We start from the raw sequence: 17228 nt of genomic DNA, 5'->3' as shown, positions 1-17228 counted from the left end.
ATATGACTTACTGACGGGCGGCACGCGCTGCCCGTCATCGATTTATCAGGCATCGCGCGCCAACTGCAATAAAAGCACAGCACATACACCCTGTTCAAAACCCAGAGGGACCTGCCTGTCGGGCAGCACATATAAATGTATTTTGAAAGTGCTCTTGCCGGACTGGCCATGGTGGTCGTCTGGCCCGCCATTGGATATCTGGGTCTGGGAATTGTTCTGGGCATGTTTTTTGGAGCCGTGCCCGGATTGTCCGGTTTGGTGGGAATGGCCATTCTGCTGCCCTTTACCATCGGCATGGACACAGCCTCGGCCTTTGCTTTTCTGATCGGCATGTACGCGGTGACCACAACCAGCGACACGCTGGCATCGGTTCTGCTGGGCGTACCGGGAACGGCTGCCTCGCAAGCCACTATTCTGGATGGTTACCCATTGGCCCAAAAGGGCGAGGCTGCACGTGCATTGGGCGCCGCATTTACCGTGTCCGGCATTGGTGGGCTTTTGGGTGCGATAATGCTGGCCCTGTCCATTCCCATCGTGGAGCCCTTGATTCTGGCTGTTTCAGACCCGGAGTTCTTTGTGCTTGGCATCCTGGGGCTGACCATGGTCGGTGCGCTGTCGGGACATTCCATGCTGAAAGGGCTGACTGCAGCGTGTCTGGGACTGTTGCTGGCCACCATCGGTTTTGCAGAATTCAGCGGTCAGCCACGTTATACATTTGATTTCATTTACCTGCTGGACGGCGTGCCCATTCTTCCGCTGGTTCTGGGCCTGTTTGCCATTCCGGAAATTCTCGATCTTGCCATCAGTGATGGCTCCATCTCGCGCGTCAAACGCACCGAGGTAAAGGGCGGCATGATGACGGGTGTGCGCGATGCGTTCAAGCATTGGTGGCTTGGCCTGCGCTGCACTGTGATCGGTGTTTATATCGGCATGCTGCCCGGCTTGGGCGGTGCCATTGTGGATTGGGTTGCCTATGGCCATGCTGTGCAAAGCAGCAAGGATAAAAGCCAGTTTGGCAAAGGCGACATTCGAGGCGTGATTGCGCCGGAAGCTGCAAATAATGCCATGAAGGGCGGCGCGCTGTTGCCGACCATTGCCTTCGCCATTCCCGGCAGCGCGTCCATGGCCATTTTGCTGGGTGCCTTTACCATTCAGGGGCTGCAGCCCGGGCCGCAAATGCTGATCAGCGAACTGGATGTGACATTCAGCCTGATCTGGTCATTGGCCATTGCCAATGTGGCCGGTGCATTGGCGCTTCTGGTCTGGGGCAACCAGCTTGCAAAACTGACCTTTGTAAAAGGTCACATTCTGGTTCCAGCCGTGATGCAGTTCATTTTCATGGGCTCGTGGATTGAGCGCAGTGACATGGGCGACTGGATATTGTTATTGGGCTTTGGTGCGCTTGGGTATCTGATGAAAAAGGGCGGCTGGTCCCGGCCGCCTCTAGTGCTTGGTTACATTTTGGGAAAAATCATGGAATCTGCGCTGCATATCAGCATCCAGACCCATAGTATGGGATCGTTTTCACGGCCCATTGTTCTGGCAATGATCGCATTGCTGATCCTGACCCTTTATGTGGCTTACCGGCGGCACAAAACCAACCAATTGAACACTGATCCGCTTGAGGATTCAGAATCTGAAGGTGGCTCGGTGCATCACCCCAGCCTTTCCATTCCTGTATCAATGGGCGCTTTACTGGTGTTTCTGGCTGCCGGCGCCACGGCCTTGGGGTGGTCTTATGGCTCGAAACTGTTCCCCTTGACGGTCATTGCAGTCGGCATTGCTCTGGCATTGTCTGTGGTTCTGTCGGATGTCCGGAATCTGGCCTTGATGAAGCGGGGGGCGAATACGGCTCTGCGACCCATTGTGGCGTCGGAGATGGGCAACGCCATGAAGTTTGTCCTGCTGCTATTGGGCGTTCTGCTGGCCGCTTTGGTGGTGGGGCAATATCTTGCCCTGATAGCTTTTGTCGGGATTTATCTCTGGTTTTGGGGGCGCTACAGCCCCCGCATCATCGCGCTTTACTGCGCCCTTTCCGCCATTGGCCTTTACGGCCTTTTTGAAGTGGTTGTTCCTGTGATCTGGTATCAGCCGCTTTTCTTCACCCTGTTCTGATTGAAGCCGAATGTTCAAAACTCCCAGGAGGTCAAAATGAAAGTTACACTTTATTACGCGCCAATCGCCTGTTCGCTTGTTCCCTTTGTGAGCCTGAATGAAGCACAGGCGGACTTTGAGATCAGCCCGATCAACATTCGCGGCAAGGAGCAAATGTCGCCCGATTATCTCAAGCTGAACCCAAAGCACAAAGTTCCTCTTCTGATCGTAGACGGAGAACCGCTGACCGAGAATGTGGCCATCCAATACTGGATTTCCAAAACCTTTCCTGATGCCAATCTGCTGCCATCAGGCACCTGGCAGGAAGCCCAGGGTCTTTCGCTTCTGTCCTGGTTTGCCTCAGGGTTTCATCCTCATATCAGCCGCTGTAATGCACCCACCGGTTTTTGCGATGTGCCCGGCACGGAAGACAATGTTCGAAACCTGGCCAAGAAGACGCTTATGAGCAGTTTTCAAATTGCCGATGACATGCTGGCTGGCCAGGACTTCTTCTTCGATCATTTCACAACGGCAGATGCCTATTTTTTCTGGTGTTTTCGCCGGACCGGAATGTTCGATGTAGACCTGTCGGGCTTCAAAAACTGTCAGGCCCATTTCGAGCGCCTGTCAGAGCGCCCCAGCGTTCAAAAAGTCCTGACGTTTGAAAAAGAAACTCTGGCGAAATTCAAAGCAAGAAATTGAATTGAAATAGAAAAGTTCGGAACGGCATTCGATCCTGAATGTTCAACCAAACAGGACCGAATGCATGATGCGGCCGGGCCAGAATGTGAATCCTCCTGCCAGAAGCAGGCTGAACACATAGACCTGAATCATCGCACTTCGGTGCGCGGGAATGTTGTGCCTTCGGGCAAAGCCAATGGCACGCCACAGCGCCCAAAGAACAAAGGCTGACAATATATGAATGGGTCCAAAGGGACCCACCGTGCGAAATTCGTTGATGAAGAAGCTGGAGGCCGCAACAACAAACATTGCGGTAACCCATGTATAGCCAAGGCATCGATGCGCAGTTGTGCCTTTGGGCAACGCAAATTGCAGGCCGCCGGATACAACGGCAAAAATGGCCAGAATGGCATGGATCGGGACCGGCTGTGCAGCCGACAGAAGCGGTTCAAAATTCATGAATGATATGTGCCACAGGCACGCCACGCCTTCCACGCAAAATTTGGGCTTGAGCTCAATTGGGTGGTTTGAAAAACACCCAACTTCGTGCAAGGTCTTCCCTCACATGAAAGCCAAGCTGGAAGATCCCATGTCGGTTGAATTTCTCATCACATCAATGATTGTCATTCTGTTGCCGGGAACTGGCGTTCTATACACGCTGGCTGTGGGGCTTGGGCGGGGTTTTAGAGCCAGTATTGCCGCCGCGTTGGGCTGCACATTCGGCATTGTTCCCGCTGCCATTGCCAGCATTATCGGACTGGCTGCCATTTTCCACACAAGCGCGTTGGCGTTTCAGATCGTCAAATATCTGGGCGCTGCGTATTTGTTGTTTATGGCGTGGCGCATTCTTCGTGACGGAGGCGCTCTTGATGTCAATGAAGACAGAAAACAGGTCTCGCTGTTTCAGACCGCGCTGAACGGAACACTTATCAATGTTCTGAACCCGAAATTGTCGCTTTTCTTTTTGGCGTTCCTGCCTCAGTTCGTTGACACGAACCAGGTAAATGCCATGCCGACCATGTTCTTTCTGGCAGGTATCTTCATGCTGCTCACCTTTCTGGTCTTCGTCCTTTACGGCGGCTGCGCCGCACTGGCCCGGGACTATTTTATCAGGCGACCAAATGTCATGGTCTGGATGAAGCGTTCATTTGCTGGGGCATTCGGTTTCCTGGGACTGCGTCTGGCATTGTCTGACAGATAAGGTTTTTCTGCAGAGTCATAACGGGCTTGTCCATTCGGCCTGCAGAGCCTTCAGACAGACCCGACTTGCTGATCGCGGAGGCAGAACGGCAGGGCGATGCAACTCTGGCTGGTCGGTTGCATTGGCAGTTGCAGCAGCGGCCAATCGTGGGTTCGATCGTTACCGCCATATCTGGAAGACAAGTCGAAGCGGCTAGTCCGCTTTGTTCCATCCTTTTGCGTTCTGCTCGGCCCGTTCGAGCAGGCTGAACAGCATGTCGGTTTCTGTCTTTGAAAAACCATCCAGCAGCACAGCGTTGATGTCTTCGTAAAAGTTCGCAAGGTGACTGAGGTCCTTTGCAGCGCTGGTTGCGTCAATTCTGACCGTGCGTCTGTCATGGGCGTCAGGCGTTCTGAGCAGAAACCCCTTATCAACCATGCGATCCACAATGCGCGAGGTTGCGGGTGCGTTGTTGCCGCTATAGGCGGCCAGATCACCAAGGGTCAGGCCGCTATTTTTCCACACGGCGGACAGAATGACCCATTGCGGCAACGATAGATCATATCGCTCCAGAATTTTCTGGCACACCGCATTGCACGCACCTGCCGTGTAATTGAGTTGTCTGCCCATGGATCGTGGTGGGTTCAATTTTTTATTTGCCATGTAAATATTTTACCTGTAATAAATATGCTTGTAAATATAATCTAGTCCATGACAACAGGAGATGTAAAATGAAGTTTCCAGGAATAGCAGTACTCGCCGTCGCAATTAGCACAACGACATGCGCATTTGCACAGACCGCCAATGCTACAGACAAACCAGCGGGTCGGTTGACTGCTGAACTGACATTCGGTGCCATTGATACAACCGGCAAAGGCTACATTCATCAGGGAGACCTGGAAGAATTTCGCGCGAGTGTGTTTTCAGGCATGGATTATGATGACAGCGGAAAGCTGACCTATCAGGAATTCGCTGCATGGGACCCGGGCTTCTCCAGCATTGCTGAAGAAGAGGGAAAATCCGAGGCCTATACCACAGCGACCAAAATCGTATTCGCTTTCTGGGATCGTGATGGCAATGGCGAAATCACCGAAGCTGAAATGCGGTTTGCCATGAATGCCGATTTTCGCCGTGCCGATCTCGATGATAATGGCACGCTTTCGCAATCGGAATTCATCGGTGGTTTCGCGGTCATAGTTGCCATGCGCGCTGCGATCCGGCCCGATCTTTAATCTCCTGAAGCCGAATGGAGTCGGTTATGAAAAGCACAAAACAATCCTACGGACGCTTTGCAGTCAGCATTCACTGGTTAAGCGCCATCCTTATTCTGGTGCTGTTGGGGTCTGGACTCAGGTCGGACATGACCCTTGATCCAGCAGTGAAAATCGCGATCCTCCGGGTCCATATTCCTGTCGCGATTCTGGTGCTGGTTCTCACAGTGGCACGGCTGGTCTGGTGGTGGCGGTTCGATAAAAAACCAGCGCCGCTTGAGGGGACACCTTCATGGCAGAAAAGCATTGCTGTATGGACCCATCGGCTGCTTTATGTGTTGCTGTTCGTGATGTTGGGAAGTGGCATTGGACTGTCCATCCTGTCCGACGCGCCGGATGCCGTGTTTGGCAGTGCCGAACTGCCTGATTTTTCACAATATTTACCGCGCACAGCCCACGGAATAGCGGCCAAGATACTGGCCGGGCTGATTGCACTTCATGCGGGCGCAGCTTTGTTTCACCATTTCATGAAACGGGATGTGACCTTGATGCGGATGTGGTTTCAAAAGGGTTCGGATTAATCCACAACCACGAAGACACCTTCGCGGCGCGGGTCTCCTGCGCCGTCAAAGCGGCCACGCGGGTTGCGCTCGACAGCATGAACACCGCCGAAATAAAGGCTTTGCTCCTGCCAGAATTCTGTCTCGGGAAACACACCTTCCAGCGCTTTTGCTTCTGGCTGATTGCTGTAATCCTCGATATCCAGCCGCCGCCGCTCGCCATGGATACGAGGCCGATGAACGGCCTCGCGAATGCCCATACCGGTCAGAAAACGATTGGCCAGCACCTGATAAAGGGCTGTGCGAATGCGGTTTGAGCCGCCGGAACCCAAAGCCAGCAACGTTCCGTCTGCACCATCGGCAATGGTGGGAGCCATCATTGAAGACAGGCGTCGCTGCCCCTTGGGCTGCGGTTGCCAGCGGGTTGGACCCTCCGGATTAACATCCTCTTCCCCCAGCATATTGTTCAACATGTAACCCCGACCGGGAACGATCTGGCCGTTGCCCTCACCGTTGGTGACGGTCACAGCAACGGCATTGCCATGGCGGTCTATGACGCTGATATGGGTGGTTCCGTTGAACCCGTCCCTGGTGCCAGACTGTTCCGATTGTTTTGCCTGCACTTTAAACTTTTCGGCTATTTCCGAGCCTGAACGGCCAGAGCGCCAAAATCGATCCACCTGTGCAATTGCATCTGCCCTGCCAGATAGCGGCGATGAGGGGTTGCTGTCTGCGCTCAGCATGGCAAGAGACAGCACGCCACCCATTGCTGGCAACGCATTGCTGAACACCCGGCATGCTGTGTTTTCCCAGCGTGTCGGATCACGCAATTGAGCAACATAGTCTGAAAAATCATCGGCCCTTATGTGGCCGCCTTCATCCACCTGCTGTTGCAGCACGCGGTCTATCTCGCACATGCCGTTGAAAGATGCGTCGCTGCGCTCGGCGAACTCATTGAACAGGCGTAGCAACTCGGCATTGTTGAAGGCATCACCTTCTGCCAGCAATTTTCCCTCTGGCGCATATAATGATCTGGCAGGGTCTGATGCCTGTAGAATGGGCGAGACAATTTCAAACAGTTTTGCCTGAAGCGGACTAACCGTCAGTCCCTCCGCGCTTGCCAGAGCCGTTCGGAAAAGTTGCTGAATTGTCAAACCAGTATGAGTTGCTTGGCCAGTATGAACTGTATGGGCATTCGCTGTATTGCCAAGGTTGAAGAGAGCTGTCAGGCCAGCCTCCATTCCCGGCACGGCACTGGTTCCGGCCCCAATATGAAACAATTGCCGGACACTGCCAAAATCGGCCTCGACATCCGTCACATGCGCATCGCTCTGCTTCTGCCCTGGCAGATCCACAAAGAAATCCAGAACTTCCGTTTTTCCGCTGCGATGCCGCGCAGTCATGAACCCACCCCCACCGGGGCTGGCAAAAACCGGCTCGGCAAGACAGGCTGCAATCAGCCCGGCTGCGGCGGCCTGAAAGGCATTGCCACCATCATTCAGCGTGCGAGCCGCCGCGTCAGCCGTGACTTTATGCCCGGCGGCAACAGCACCAGCCTGCAAATCTCGCGCCTTATGAAGGAAAGACATGTAGGGAGACCTTTATGAAAATCGGGAGACTTGGAAGAAGTCAGCCGCACCGTAATGGATGTGAGTTCAGCTACAAACCAGATTTTCAGCCGTTTGAACAACGCAAAAAGGCCGCAGTCATAATTTGCGCGCAATTTTGCTGCGAAAGCGCTAAAGACACTCAAAAAGCCGTTGGAGCTGACTTTATGCCGACAATCGCTCTTGTTGATGATGATCGTAACATCCTGACCTCTGTCGCCATGGCGCTGGAATCGGAAGGTTACAGGGTTCAAACCTACACGGATGGAGCCTCTGCACTGGACGGGTTGATGGATAATCCGCCCGACATGGCCATTCTGGATATCAAAATGCCACGCATGGATGGTATGGAATTGCTGCGCCGGTTGCGTCATAGCAGCGATATGCCGGTGATCTTTCTAACGTCCAAGGATGATGAGATTGATGAATTGTTCGGCCTGAAAATGGGCGCGGACGATTTTATTCACAAACCCTTTTCCCAGCGCCTGCTGGTGGAACGTGTCAAGGCCGTAATGCGCCGGGTCGCCCCACGTGACGGCAGTGTCATCAAGGAACCTGAGGCCAGCAAGGCGCTGGAGCGCGGCGCGTTATCCATGGATCAGGAGCGGCATACCTGCACCTGGAACGGCAAGAATGTGGTTCTGACCGTGACTGAATTCCTGATCCTGTTTGCTCTGGCGCAACGGCCCGGTGTCGTCAAAAGCCGAAATGCCTTGATGGATGCAGCCTATGATGATCAGGTCTATGTGGATGATCGCACCATCGACAGCCACATCAAGAGGCTGCGTAAAAAGTTCAAGGCAACCGATGATGATTTCGATATGATCGAAACACTGTATGGTGTCGGTTACCGCTTTCGCGAAGGATAGGGACACCAGCAAACCGCCATGTCGGCTTCTGACGCCACAAAAGAGGATGATCTGCACCAGCCTGAGGATAAGATTGCCAAACCGGCATCTGCCTTGCGCCGGGTTGCCGAAAAGGCCAAAAAGGGTGCGCGCAGACGTGTGCGTTTTTCCCGGCTGACGCCCAAGCGTGTATTAGCAGCTGTCAGTCTGCAGGTTTTCTCATCTCTCACACGACGGATTGTATTTCTCAATCTTGCGGCGCTTCTTGTGCTTCTGTCCGGCATTCTGTTTCTCAACCAGTTTCGGGCCGGACTGACAGAAGCGCGGATTGAAAGCCTTTTGACACAGGGCGAGATCATCTCGGGGGCCATTGCGGCCTCCGCCAGTGTGCAAACCAATACCATTACAATTGATCCTGATCGACTTCTGGAACTGCGCAGTGGCGAGAGCATCGCAGCGTTTGAGGAAGAGGAAGACGCACTTGAGTTTCCCATCAATCCAGAGCTTGTTGCCCCGGTCCTGCGCAGGCTGATTTCGCCGACCCGCACAAGGGCGCGAATTTATGATCAGGAAGGCACACTTATCCTGGATAGCCGTGCGCTTTATGCCTCTGGCCAGATCTTGCGGTTTGATCTGCCGCCCGTTGAAGCGGTGCCTGCCTGGTATGAGCTGCTTTGGCAAAGAGCCAAATTGTGGCTGCGCCGCGGTGATCTGCCGCTCTACAGCGAAGTCGATGGCGGCAATGGTCGTAACTATCCGGAAGTAGTGCGCGCGCTGTCGGGAACACCGGCCAGCGAAGTGCGTGTGACCGATCAGGGCGAATTGACCGTTGCAGTGGCTGTGCCGATCCAGCGTTTTCGGGCCGTTCTGGGCTCGTTGCTGCTATCGACCCAAGGCGGCGATATTGATGCCATTGTCCAAGCGGAACGCCTGGCTATTTTCAGGGTGTTTCTGGTTGCAGCCATCGTCACGATTTTACTGTCCATCCTGTTAGCCAGCACAATTGCGGGGCCCATGCGCCGTCTGGCGGCGGCGGCGGACCGGGTGCGTCGGGGTGTGAATACCCGTGGTGAGATTCCGGACTTTACCAAACGCCGGGATGAAATCGGACATCTCTCCCAGGCATTGCGTGACATGACCGATGCGCTTTTTACCCGTATGGCCGCCATTGAAAGCTTTGCAGCTGATGTTTCTCACGAGTTGAAAAACCCGCTGACCTCTTTGCGCAGCGCTGTGGAAACCCTGCCGCTTGCCAAGAATGAAGAGCAACGCGAACGACTGTTGAGCGTCATCCTACATGACATCCGAAGGCTGGACCGCCTGATCAGCGACATTTCAGATGCGTCCCGGCTGGATGCTGAACTGGCCCGCCAATCCTCAGAACCGGTTGACCTGTGGTTGCTGCTGGATACAGTTGTTGCAATCGCGCGCGAGACCGCAACAGCTACATCTCCAACCATAGAGCTGACCATTGATGACGCTTTGAAGGACCAGTTATTCGTCTTGGGAGATGATGGACGGCTGGGACAGGTCATCAACAACCTTCTGGATAATGCATGTTCGTTTACAGGTCCGGAAGGCAGTGTGCGCATTTCGGCGGTATGTGACGATGATGAAGTAGTGATCACAATTGAGGATGATGGGCCTGGCATCAGACCGGACGTTCAGACCCGGATTTTTGAACGGTTTTATACAGACCGCCCGGAGCGCGAAGATTTTGGTCAGAATTCCGGGCTTGGCCTGTCGATCAGCAAACAGATTGTGGAAGCCCATCGCGGAACAATCGTCGCCCAGAACTGGTATGACACCGACGAAGATGTGCCAGCAGGTGCCCGCTTCATTGTTCATCTGCCACTGGTGGGAGACTGATATTCGTGCCTGATGACCGCAAGACAGGTCCGGCAATTCATGGCACAGTTGTTGTTTGGCAAAAAACGGGCATTCTGATCATCGGCCGCTCCGGAAGCGGAAAATCTCAATTGGCTCTGGCATTGATGGGTGATGCCACGCGGCCCTGCTCTCTTGTTACAGATGATGGTGTGCTGCTGCGTGCAGACGGCGCAGATTTATGGACATCTGCCCCACCAAATTTACGCGGCAAAATCGAGCGCTACGGCATGGGCATTGAAACGCACGCATTTGTGGAAACCTGTCGTCTTGGGCTGGTGGTGGAACTGATACCGGGAGACCGGATTGACCGCATGCCGGAACCCGATGCGTTGATCTGGACACATGAAGCGGTTTCGCTGCCCAAGCTAATACTCCCGGAGCAGCCCCGAAATGGTGCCTCTTCTGTTTATGCAACTTTGAGGCGTATCAACGCTTAGCTGCTTTGGAAAAGCGTCAAAATCAAAAATTGGGCCTTGCCTTCGCACGGTCAATGCCCAAGATAAAGACTGTATCGTACTGGGTTTGTATTTAAGCTGGATTGTTCAATGATCGGATTGGTGCTCGTCACCCACGGTAAGCTTGCGGATGAATTTCGCTCCGCTCTGGAACATGTTGTCGGTGTTCAGGAAGCGATTGCTACCATCTGCATCGGTCCAGATGACAATATGGAAACCAGGCGTGACGATATTGTCGCGGGCATCCGCTCTGTTGAGTCCGGTTCCGGTGTGATTGTTCTGACCGACATGTTTGGTGGCACACCTTCAAACCTCGCGATTTCTGCCATGGAACCAGGCACCATTGAAGTGATTGCGGGTCTGAACCTGCCGATGCTGGTGAAACTGGCGAGCGTGCGGCGTAATTTGGGTGTGGTCGATGCTGCGCTTGCAGGGCAGGATGCCGGCCGCAAATACATCAATGTTGCCAGCGCGCTTCTGGGTGCAGCACCTCAAAAGACAACTGCAGGATGACCGACGACAACGCGGTTCGGACTCTTACCATCTTGAATGCAAAGGGTTTACACGCGCGCGCCTCAGCCAAATTTGTCAAATGCGCTGGTGCCTTTGATGCATCCGTATCGGTGTCCAAGGACGGGCAGACCGTTGGCGGGACATCCATTATGGGTTTGATGATGCTCGGCGCAACACCCGGTAGCGCAGTGGCGCTTTCCGCCAGCGGACCGGATTCCACTGAGGTCCTGAACGCCCTTGAGGCCCTGATCAAGAGTCGTTTCGGCGAGGAATAACGCTCCACCAAAACGTATAAAGAAATCTTTATATTTAGTTTGCTTTATGGCTATCTCCATGATAGCAAATCGTCAAATTTACCCGCTTTAGGCGGGTCTTCCATTTCACTTATTTATCAAGGGCTGTTCTTCATGGCTGACTATATTGTCAAAGATCTTTCGCTGGCCGATTGGGGCCGCAAGGAAATTGCGATTGCCGAAACAGAAATGCCGGGCCTGATGGCTCTGCGCGACGAATTCGGCAAAGACAAACCGCTCAAAGGTGCGCGGATTGCCGGATCTTTGCATATGACCATTCAGACTGCCGTTCTGATTGAAACGCTTGTGGCACTGGGCGCCGAAGTCCGTTGGGCTTCCTGCAATATTTTCTCCACCCAGGATCACGCAGCATCTGCCATTGCAGCAACCGGCGTTCCGGTTTTCGCAGTCAAAGGCGAAACCCTTGAGGAATATTGGGACTATGCGGACCGCATTTTCAATTGGGGCAATGGTGAAACGGCCAACCTCATTCTCGATGATGGCGGCGATGCGACGATGCTGATCCTGCTGGGTGCGCGCGCTGAAAAAGATATCTCTGTTCTCGACAAGCCGGAAAATGAAGAAGAAGAAGCGCTTTTCGCGACTATCAAAAAGCGCATTGCGGAAACACCAGGCTGGTTCGCCAAGGTTCGTGAAAACCTTCAAGGTGTTTCAGAAGAGACCACCACAGGTGTCCACCGTCTCTATCAGATGCAACAGCGCGGTGAGCTTCCGTTCCCTGCCATCAACGTGAATGACAGTGTGACCAAATCGAAATTCGACAATCTTTATGGTTGCCGTGAAAGCCTTGTTGACGGCCTGCGCCGTGCAACCGATGTGATGATGGCTGGTAAAGTGGCTGTTGTCTGTGGTTATGGTGATGTTGGCAAAGGATCTGCTGAATCCCTGCGCTCTTCCGGAGCGCGCGTTATTGTCACCGAAATCGATCCTATCTGTGCGCTTCAGGCAGCCATGGAAGGATTTGAAGTCGACACACTGGATGATGTTGCCTCAAAGGGCGACATTTTCGTGACAACAACCGGCAATAAGGATGTCATCACAGTCGATCATATGCGTGCCATGAAAGACCGGGCCATCGTGTCCAACATTGGTCACTTTGACAGTGAAATTCAGATTGGCGGTCTGCGGAATTTCAAATGGCATAATGTCAAACCTCAGGTTGATGAAGTTGAATTCCCGGATGGCAAGCGCATCATCGTTCTCGCCGAAGGCCGGTTGGTGAATCTTGGCTGTGCAACAGGGCATCCAAGCTTCGTCATGTCCGCCAGCTTCACCAATCAGGTACTCGCACAGATGGAATTGTGGAACAGGGGCGACCAGTACAAAAATGAGGTTTATGTCCTGCCCAAGCACCTTGATGAAAAGGTCGCCATGCTGCATTTGGAGAAGCTTGGCGTTAAATTGACCCGCCTTACAGACGAGCAATCCAGTTATATTGATGTACCTGCTGATGGCCCGTTCAAACCGGACCACTACAGGTATTAATACAAAGTTAACCATACACTATATGTAGGGGGCGGTGAAAAAAGTGATTCACCGCCCCCTTTTTATGTCCTAAAGCGCTTCCCCCCGATTCGCGAAGCAGGTAATTTCGACTGATTCGTTTTGGTTGATGCGGGTCTTTCAATCTCCAACAACCTTATCGCCCTGGTGGCAACCAACGAATATCGTGAGTAGCCGATGTGGCCATTGTCTGGGCCACGCTCTGGCGCGTTGAGTTTGGTTCTTGAGGATTACCTATGCACCGCATTATGCGGGCTGTTGAAAAATACAGCCGCAAACCATTCGGGATTCCCGGTCGCCGTCCGTTGCGGCGACGCATTGCATTTTTGTCAACTAGCGCATTTGCAGCTCTTGGAACCTCAGCCCACGTCCTGGCACAGGAAACCGCCAACAAACCCGAAATCATCGTTCAACCGCAAACCCTTTTACTGCTCGTTACCGCTTTGGCCGGATTGGTCGCCGCTGGCGTCAGCAGTCTGGTTCTTCTCAAAAACAGACATCGCTACACAACGGAAAAGCGCGCGCTGGAAAGCGCGCTGGCCGAAGCACGGCGGGAAGCGGACAGCGCAGAGCGCCTGTTGCACGCTGATGAGCAACTGACCCTGACCATTCAGCGCGGCCCCGTTGGCACAATTATTGGAACCAAATTGTTTGGCGCCCTGTCTCTTGGCGATCAGGTTCTGGAAGAGGCTTTGGCCACTGATAGCATCAGATTGCTGCAGTTTGACGACTGGCTGGAACCCGAAGCAGCTGCGGAACTGACTGACGCAGTGCTGGAACTGGTCCAGACCGGCAAGGCCTTCAGCCACGCAGCCCACACACTCAGTGGCGGCATGGTGGAAGTTGTTGGCCGTATTGCCGGCCATGAACCCATGCTGCGCTTTCGCACCCTGAGCGATCATTCCATGGAGCTTGCGGAGTTAAAGGCTCACCACAAACTGATGACGCGTGATACCGCCGTGCTGCGTGCCCTGTTGCAGGCAACGCCGATGCCGGTGTGGATGCGCGATGATGTGGGCCGTCTGATCTGGGTCAACCAGGCCTATGCAAGCGCTGTGGATGCATCCGACCCTGAAATCGCGGTCACCCAGGATCTGGAATTACTGGACAGCGATGAACGTGCTGACATCATCAAGGCACAGCAGGGTGAAAGCGTGACCAGCGGCCGGATGAGCGCAACCATGGCCGGACAGCGCCGCGTTGTTGAAGTTCTGGATGTGCGGGCAAATCGTGGATCAGCAGGCATCGCCACTGACGTCACGGCTGTCGTAAATGCAGAAACTGAACTCAGCCAGATGCAACAGTTTCATGCCCGGACACTGGATCAACTGGCCACACCAGTTGCCGTTTTTGGAACCGATCAACGTCTGCGTTTCTGCAACAGTGCCTATCGAAACCTCTGGGGGTTGGAAGCGTCATTCCTCCAGGCCTCTCCACTGGAAAGTGAAATCCTGGATCGGTTGCGCGAACTGCGCCTCTTGCAGGAACAGTCCGATTTCGGATCATGGCGGAAATCCTTCCTGGAACACTATAAATCCATGGAGCCAATCAGCGACTGGTGGCATCTGCCGGATGGCCGCTCCCTTCATGTCATAACCACGCCGCATCCGCAGGGCGGCATCACCCAGATATTCGAAAATGTTACTGAAGAGCTGGATTTGCGCAGCCGTCTGAAGCGCGTTTCGCAGGTTCAGGGCGAAACGCTGGACCATCTTTCCGAAGGGGTTGCCGTGTTCGCCTCGGACGGACGTCTGCAACTGTCCAATCCGGCCTTCGGCTCGATCTGGCTTCTGGATGAGAAGGCTGTTGAACCGGGCCGCCACATCAGCGAGATTTTGGAAGCTGCATTCCTGTATTCACAAGACTGGACGCAGAATGCGACGCAGGACTGGCAGAACATTGCCAATGCCATCACAGGTCTGGAAGATCGACGCAGCGGGATTTCCGGGCAGATATCCTGCTCTCCCGACAAGATCGTCGAATACGCTCTGGTTCCCCTGCCCGACGGGCTGTCCATGCTGACCTTTGTCGATGCCACAGATTCTGTTCAGGTCAAACAGGCTCTGATCGACCGCAATCAGGCGCTTGAAGCCGCTGACGCAATCAAGTCCACATTCATCAAGCATGTCTCCTATGCCCTGCGCGCGCCGTTGACCAATATTATCGGTTTTGCCCAATTGCTGGCTGAGCCGAAAATCGGATCGCTGAATGAGAAGCAGGACGATTATGTCGATCACATTCTGACCTCGTCATCGTCTCTGATGGCCATCATCAATGACGTTCTGGATCTGGCGACAGTGGAAGCCGGTATTGTTGAGCTGGAATTGGGCGAGGTGGATGTGGCAGAGACCGTAGCGGCTGTCATTGAAGCCTCAAAAGATCGGGTCAATGAAACCAAAATTCGTCTCATCAAGGATATTGACAAGAACGCCTCCAGCTTCATTGGCGACGCAAAGCGTGTGCGGCAGGTTTTGTTCAATGTGCTTAGCAACGCCATCCGCTTCTCTGATCCGGGCTCCGAGGTCAAACTGGTCTGCCGTCTGGAAAAGAACGAGATTGTCTTTGCAATTTCAGATCAGGGCCCTGGCATTCCTGATAAATATCGCTCGACAGCGTTTGAACCCTTTGAAAGCACAGCACCGTCTGATGGGCGTCGCAATGTTGGTCTTGGGCTGTCCATCGTTGAAAAATTCATGGGACTGCATCATGGAACCGTGGAACTGGAATCCGAAGAAGGTCAGGGCACAATTGTAACCTGCCGCTTCCCTGTTGAGCCGCAGCCGATTACCCAGGCCGCCGAGTAGTCGGTCGTCAGCATGCAGCAGCAAAACCTCACCAAGGTCTTTGACGAAACCCTGCCTGATGAAGCCGCAACCCGTCGCTTTGCGCAGGATGTTGCAGCCGCCATTCTACCGGGTGATCTGATTGCCCTCTATGGTGATCTGGGCGCCGGAAAAACCGCATTCTGCCGGGCATTGATCCGCAATCTGGCGGGCGACGATCAGTTGGAAGTTCCAAGCCCGACATTCTCACTGTTGCAACCATATGAATTGCGCATTCCGGTTCGACATTTCGATCTGTATCGGCTGGCTGACCCGGAAGAACTGGAGGAAATCGGTTTCTTCGATGAGCCAGACACGGCTCTTACGCTTGTCGAATGGCCCGCTCGTGCGGGCGATATGCTGCCTGAGCATCACATGACTTTATCCATCGACATACTGGCTGGAGACGCCCGATCTGTTCAACTTTCAGTGCCTGAGGCTCAGAAAGCCCGTTTCGAGCGCACACTTGCGGCACGCAGATTCTTGGCATCTGCCGGACATGGTTCTGCAACCCGTAGCCATGTTCAGGGCGATGCTTCCCATCGTTCCTATGAACGTATTTCCAATGCTGGACAAACAACGACAATCTTCATGAATGCACCGGAAACGCCCCCGGGTGACATTATTGAAGATGGCAAATCCTATGCTGACCTTGTGCACCGCGCCGCTGACACCAGACCTTTTTCCGCAATGGCTGAAGCGCTTTTAAAACTGGGTTTCAGCGCGCCTTCAATCCTGTCTTCGGATCATGTTTCAGGCTTTCTGTTGCTCGAAGATTTCGGCAAGGAAGGCATTGTGGACAGCGACGCACAGCCGATCAAAGACCGTTATCTTGCGGCGATTGATGTTCTGGCAGCGTTGCATGACAAAGGCCCTGCCCTGTCGCAAATGGTTGATGGCCCGTATACGATCCCGGCTTTTGATCGCACTGCATTTTTGACGGAAGTCGCACTGTTTGCCGATTGGTACGCACCCTATTGCGACACACAATTACAGGCGCAGGAGCAGCAGGATTTTACGACCCTGTGGTCAGACCTGTTCGATGAGTTGAAGAGAGCCGAAACCGGGTTCATCTTGCGCGATGTGCATTCTCCCAATCTGATGTGGCTGGCTGACCGTGAACCGCCGCAACAAATTGGACTGCTCGATTTTCAGGACGCCCTTTGGGGACCTCAGCTCTACGATCTGTCATCTCTGGTCTATGATGCGCGCATTACCATTTCATCAGACTTCCGCAAGGAGATGCTGGACCGATACCAATCCATGCGGAAAACACCACTTGAGCGCGCTGACATGGACAAGCATCTTGCGATACTTGGCGCGCAGCGCACGATGAAGATACTCGGTATTTTTGCCCGTCTGGCGTCCCATGACGCAAAAATGTCATACGTTGCCCATATGCCTCGCAATGAAGACTATTTGCGCGAAATGCTGGCACATGAGGCAATGGGCGCGGTCAGACACTGGTATGAGACCCATCTTGGTAACAGGCAGCGCAATTGATGCCACACCAGGATCGTGGCAAACTCATCTGCAAATCAGGATTAGCA

At 53.7% G+C, this 17228-nt stretch carries 16 protein-coding genes; 13 read left to right on the top strand and 3 right to left on the bottom strand.

What is annotated here, in order from left to right; translation table 11 throughout:
• The first annotated feature begins 135 nt into the window (after nt 1-135).
• A complete protein-coding gene (locus tag RAL91_RS06260) occupies nt 136-2115 on the top strand; it encodes a tripartite tricarboxylate transporter permease (protein WP_306260646.1) in 1980 nt (659 codons plus the stop codon).
• A gap of 36 nt (nt 2116-2151) precedes the next feature.
• On the top strand, nt 2152-2796 hold the full coding sequence (locus tag RAL91_RS06255) for a glutathione S-transferase family protein (RefSeq protein ID WP_306260644.1): 645 nt from the start codon (nt 2152-2154) through the stop codon (nt 2794-2796).
• A 42-nt stretch (nt 2797-2838) separates the two neighbouring features.
• Here RAL91_RS06255 and RAL91_RS06250 read toward each other — a convergent pair whose 3' ends face one another.
• Nucleotides 2839-3234, bottom strand: a complete 396-nt coding sequence (locus RAL91_RS06250; protein WP_306260642.1) for a DUF2306 domain-containing protein — start codon at nt 3232-3234, stop codon at nt 2839-2841.
• A gap of 130 nt (nt 3235-3364) precedes the next feature.
• On the opposite strand from RAL91_RS06250, the gene RAL91_RS06245 reads away from it, so the two are divergent.
• Complete coding sequence (locus RAL91_RS06245; protein ID WP_306260640.1) at nt 3365-3976, top strand: LysE family translocator; 612 nt, start codon at nt 3365-3367, stop codon at nt 3974-3976.
• Between the two features lie 192 nt (nt 3977-4168).
• On the opposite strand, the gene RAL91_RS06240 is transcribed toward RAL91_RS06245, so the two are convergent.
• Nucleotides 4169-4618 carry a MarR family winged helix-turn-helix transcriptional regulator gene (locus RAL91_RS06240; protein WP_306260638.1) on the bottom strand — a complete coding sequence of 150 codons (450 nt, stop codon included), beginning with the start codon at nt 4616-4618 and terminating at the stop codon, nt 4169-4171.
• A gap of 68 nt (nt 4619-4686) precedes the next feature.
• Between RAL91_RS06240 and RAL91_RS06235 the strand changes: the two genes are divergently transcribed.
• Both RAL91_RS06235 and RAL91_RS06230 read left to right on the top strand, forming a co-directional pair.
• Nucleotides 4687-5187, top strand: a complete 501-nt coding sequence (locus RAL91_RS06235) for an EF-hand domain-containing protein (RefSeq protein ID WP_306260636.1) — start codon at nt 4687-4689, stop codon at nt 5185-5187.
• A 26-nt stretch (nt 5188-5213) separates the two neighbouring features.
• Nucleotides 5214-5747, top strand: coding sequence for a cytochrome b (locus RAL91_RS06230; RefSeq protein ID WP_306260634.1), 534 nt, complete (start codon nt 5214-5216; stop codon nt 5745-5747).
• Here the strand turns inward: RAL91_RS06230 and RAL91_RS06225 are convergent.
• Entirely contained in the window at nt 5744-7315 is a 1572-nt protein-coding gene (locus RAL91_RS06225) for a gamma-glutamyltransferase (RefSeq protein WP_306260632.1), read from the bottom strand. The genes RAL91_RS06230 and RAL91_RS06225 overlap by 4 nt on opposite strands.
• A gap of 185 nt (nt 7316-7500) precedes the next feature.
• On the opposite strand from RAL91_RS06225, the gene RAL91_RS06220 reads away from it, so the two are divergent.
• From RAL91_RS06220 to tsaE, 8 genes are all read left to right on the top strand, one after another.
• A complete protein-coding gene (locus RAL91_RS06220; RefSeq protein WP_306260630.1) occupies nt 7501-8202 on the top strand; it encodes a response regulator transcription factor in 702 nt (233 codons plus the stop codon).
• Nucleotides 8203-8220: 18 nt separating this feature from the next.
• Nucleotides 8221-10050, top strand: coding sequence for a sensor histidine kinase (locus tag RAL91_RS06215; RefSeq protein WP_306260628.1), 1830 nt, complete (start codon nt 8221-8223; stop codon nt 10048-10050).
• A gap of 5 nt (nt 10051-10055) precedes the next feature.
• Entirely contained in the window at nt 10056-10508 is a 453-nt protein-coding gene (locus RAL91_RS06210; RefSeq protein ID WP_306260627.1) for an HPr kinase/phosphorylase, read from the top strand.
• 108 nt (nt 10509-10616) lie between these two features.
• Nucleotides 10617-11039 (top strand): PTS sugar transporter subunit IIA, encoded by a 423-nt coding sequence (locus RAL91_RS06205; protein WP_306260625.1) that lies wholly within the window; start codon nt 10617-10619, stop codon nt 11037-11039.
• Entirely contained in the window at nt 11036-11314 is a 279-nt protein-coding gene (locus RAL91_RS06200) for an HPr family phosphocarrier protein (protein ID WP_306260622.1), read from the top strand. The genes RAL91_RS06205 and RAL91_RS06200 overlap by 4 nt, the downstream gene beginning before the upstream one ends.
• A 132-nt stretch (nt 11315-11446) precedes the next feature.
• Nucleotides 11447-12838 carry an adenosylhomocysteinase gene (gene ahcY, locus RAL91_RS06195; protein ID WP_306260621.1) on the top strand — a complete coding sequence of 464 codons (1392 nt, stop codon included), beginning with the start codon at nt 11447-11449 and terminating at the stop codon, nt 12836-12838.
• Nucleotides 12839-13092: 254 nt separating this feature from the next.
• Nucleotides 13093-15660 carry a PAS domain-containing sensor histidine kinase gene (locus tag RAL91_RS06190; RefSeq protein ID WP_306260619.1) on the top strand — a complete coding sequence of 856 codons (2568 nt, stop codon included), beginning with the start codon at nt 13093-13095 and terminating at the stop codon, nt 15658-15660.
• 12 nt (nt 15661-15672) lie between these two features.
• A complete protein-coding gene (gene tsaE, locus RAL91_RS06185) occupies nt 15673-17181 on the top strand; it encodes a tRNA (adenosine(37)-N6)-threonylcarbamoyltransferase complex ATPase subunit type 1 TsaE (protein ID WP_306260617.1) in 1509 nt (502 codons plus the stop codon).
• The last annotated feature ends 47 nt before the right edge of the window (nt 17182-17228 follow it).

The sequence above is a fragment of the Pararhizobium sp. IMCC21322 genome, assembly GCF_030758295.1.
Lineage (GTDB): Bacteria > Pseudomonadota > Alphaproteobacteria > Rhizobiales.
Note: the sequence above shows the minus strand (reverse complement) of the source record. Positions and strands in the feature narration are given on the sequence as shown.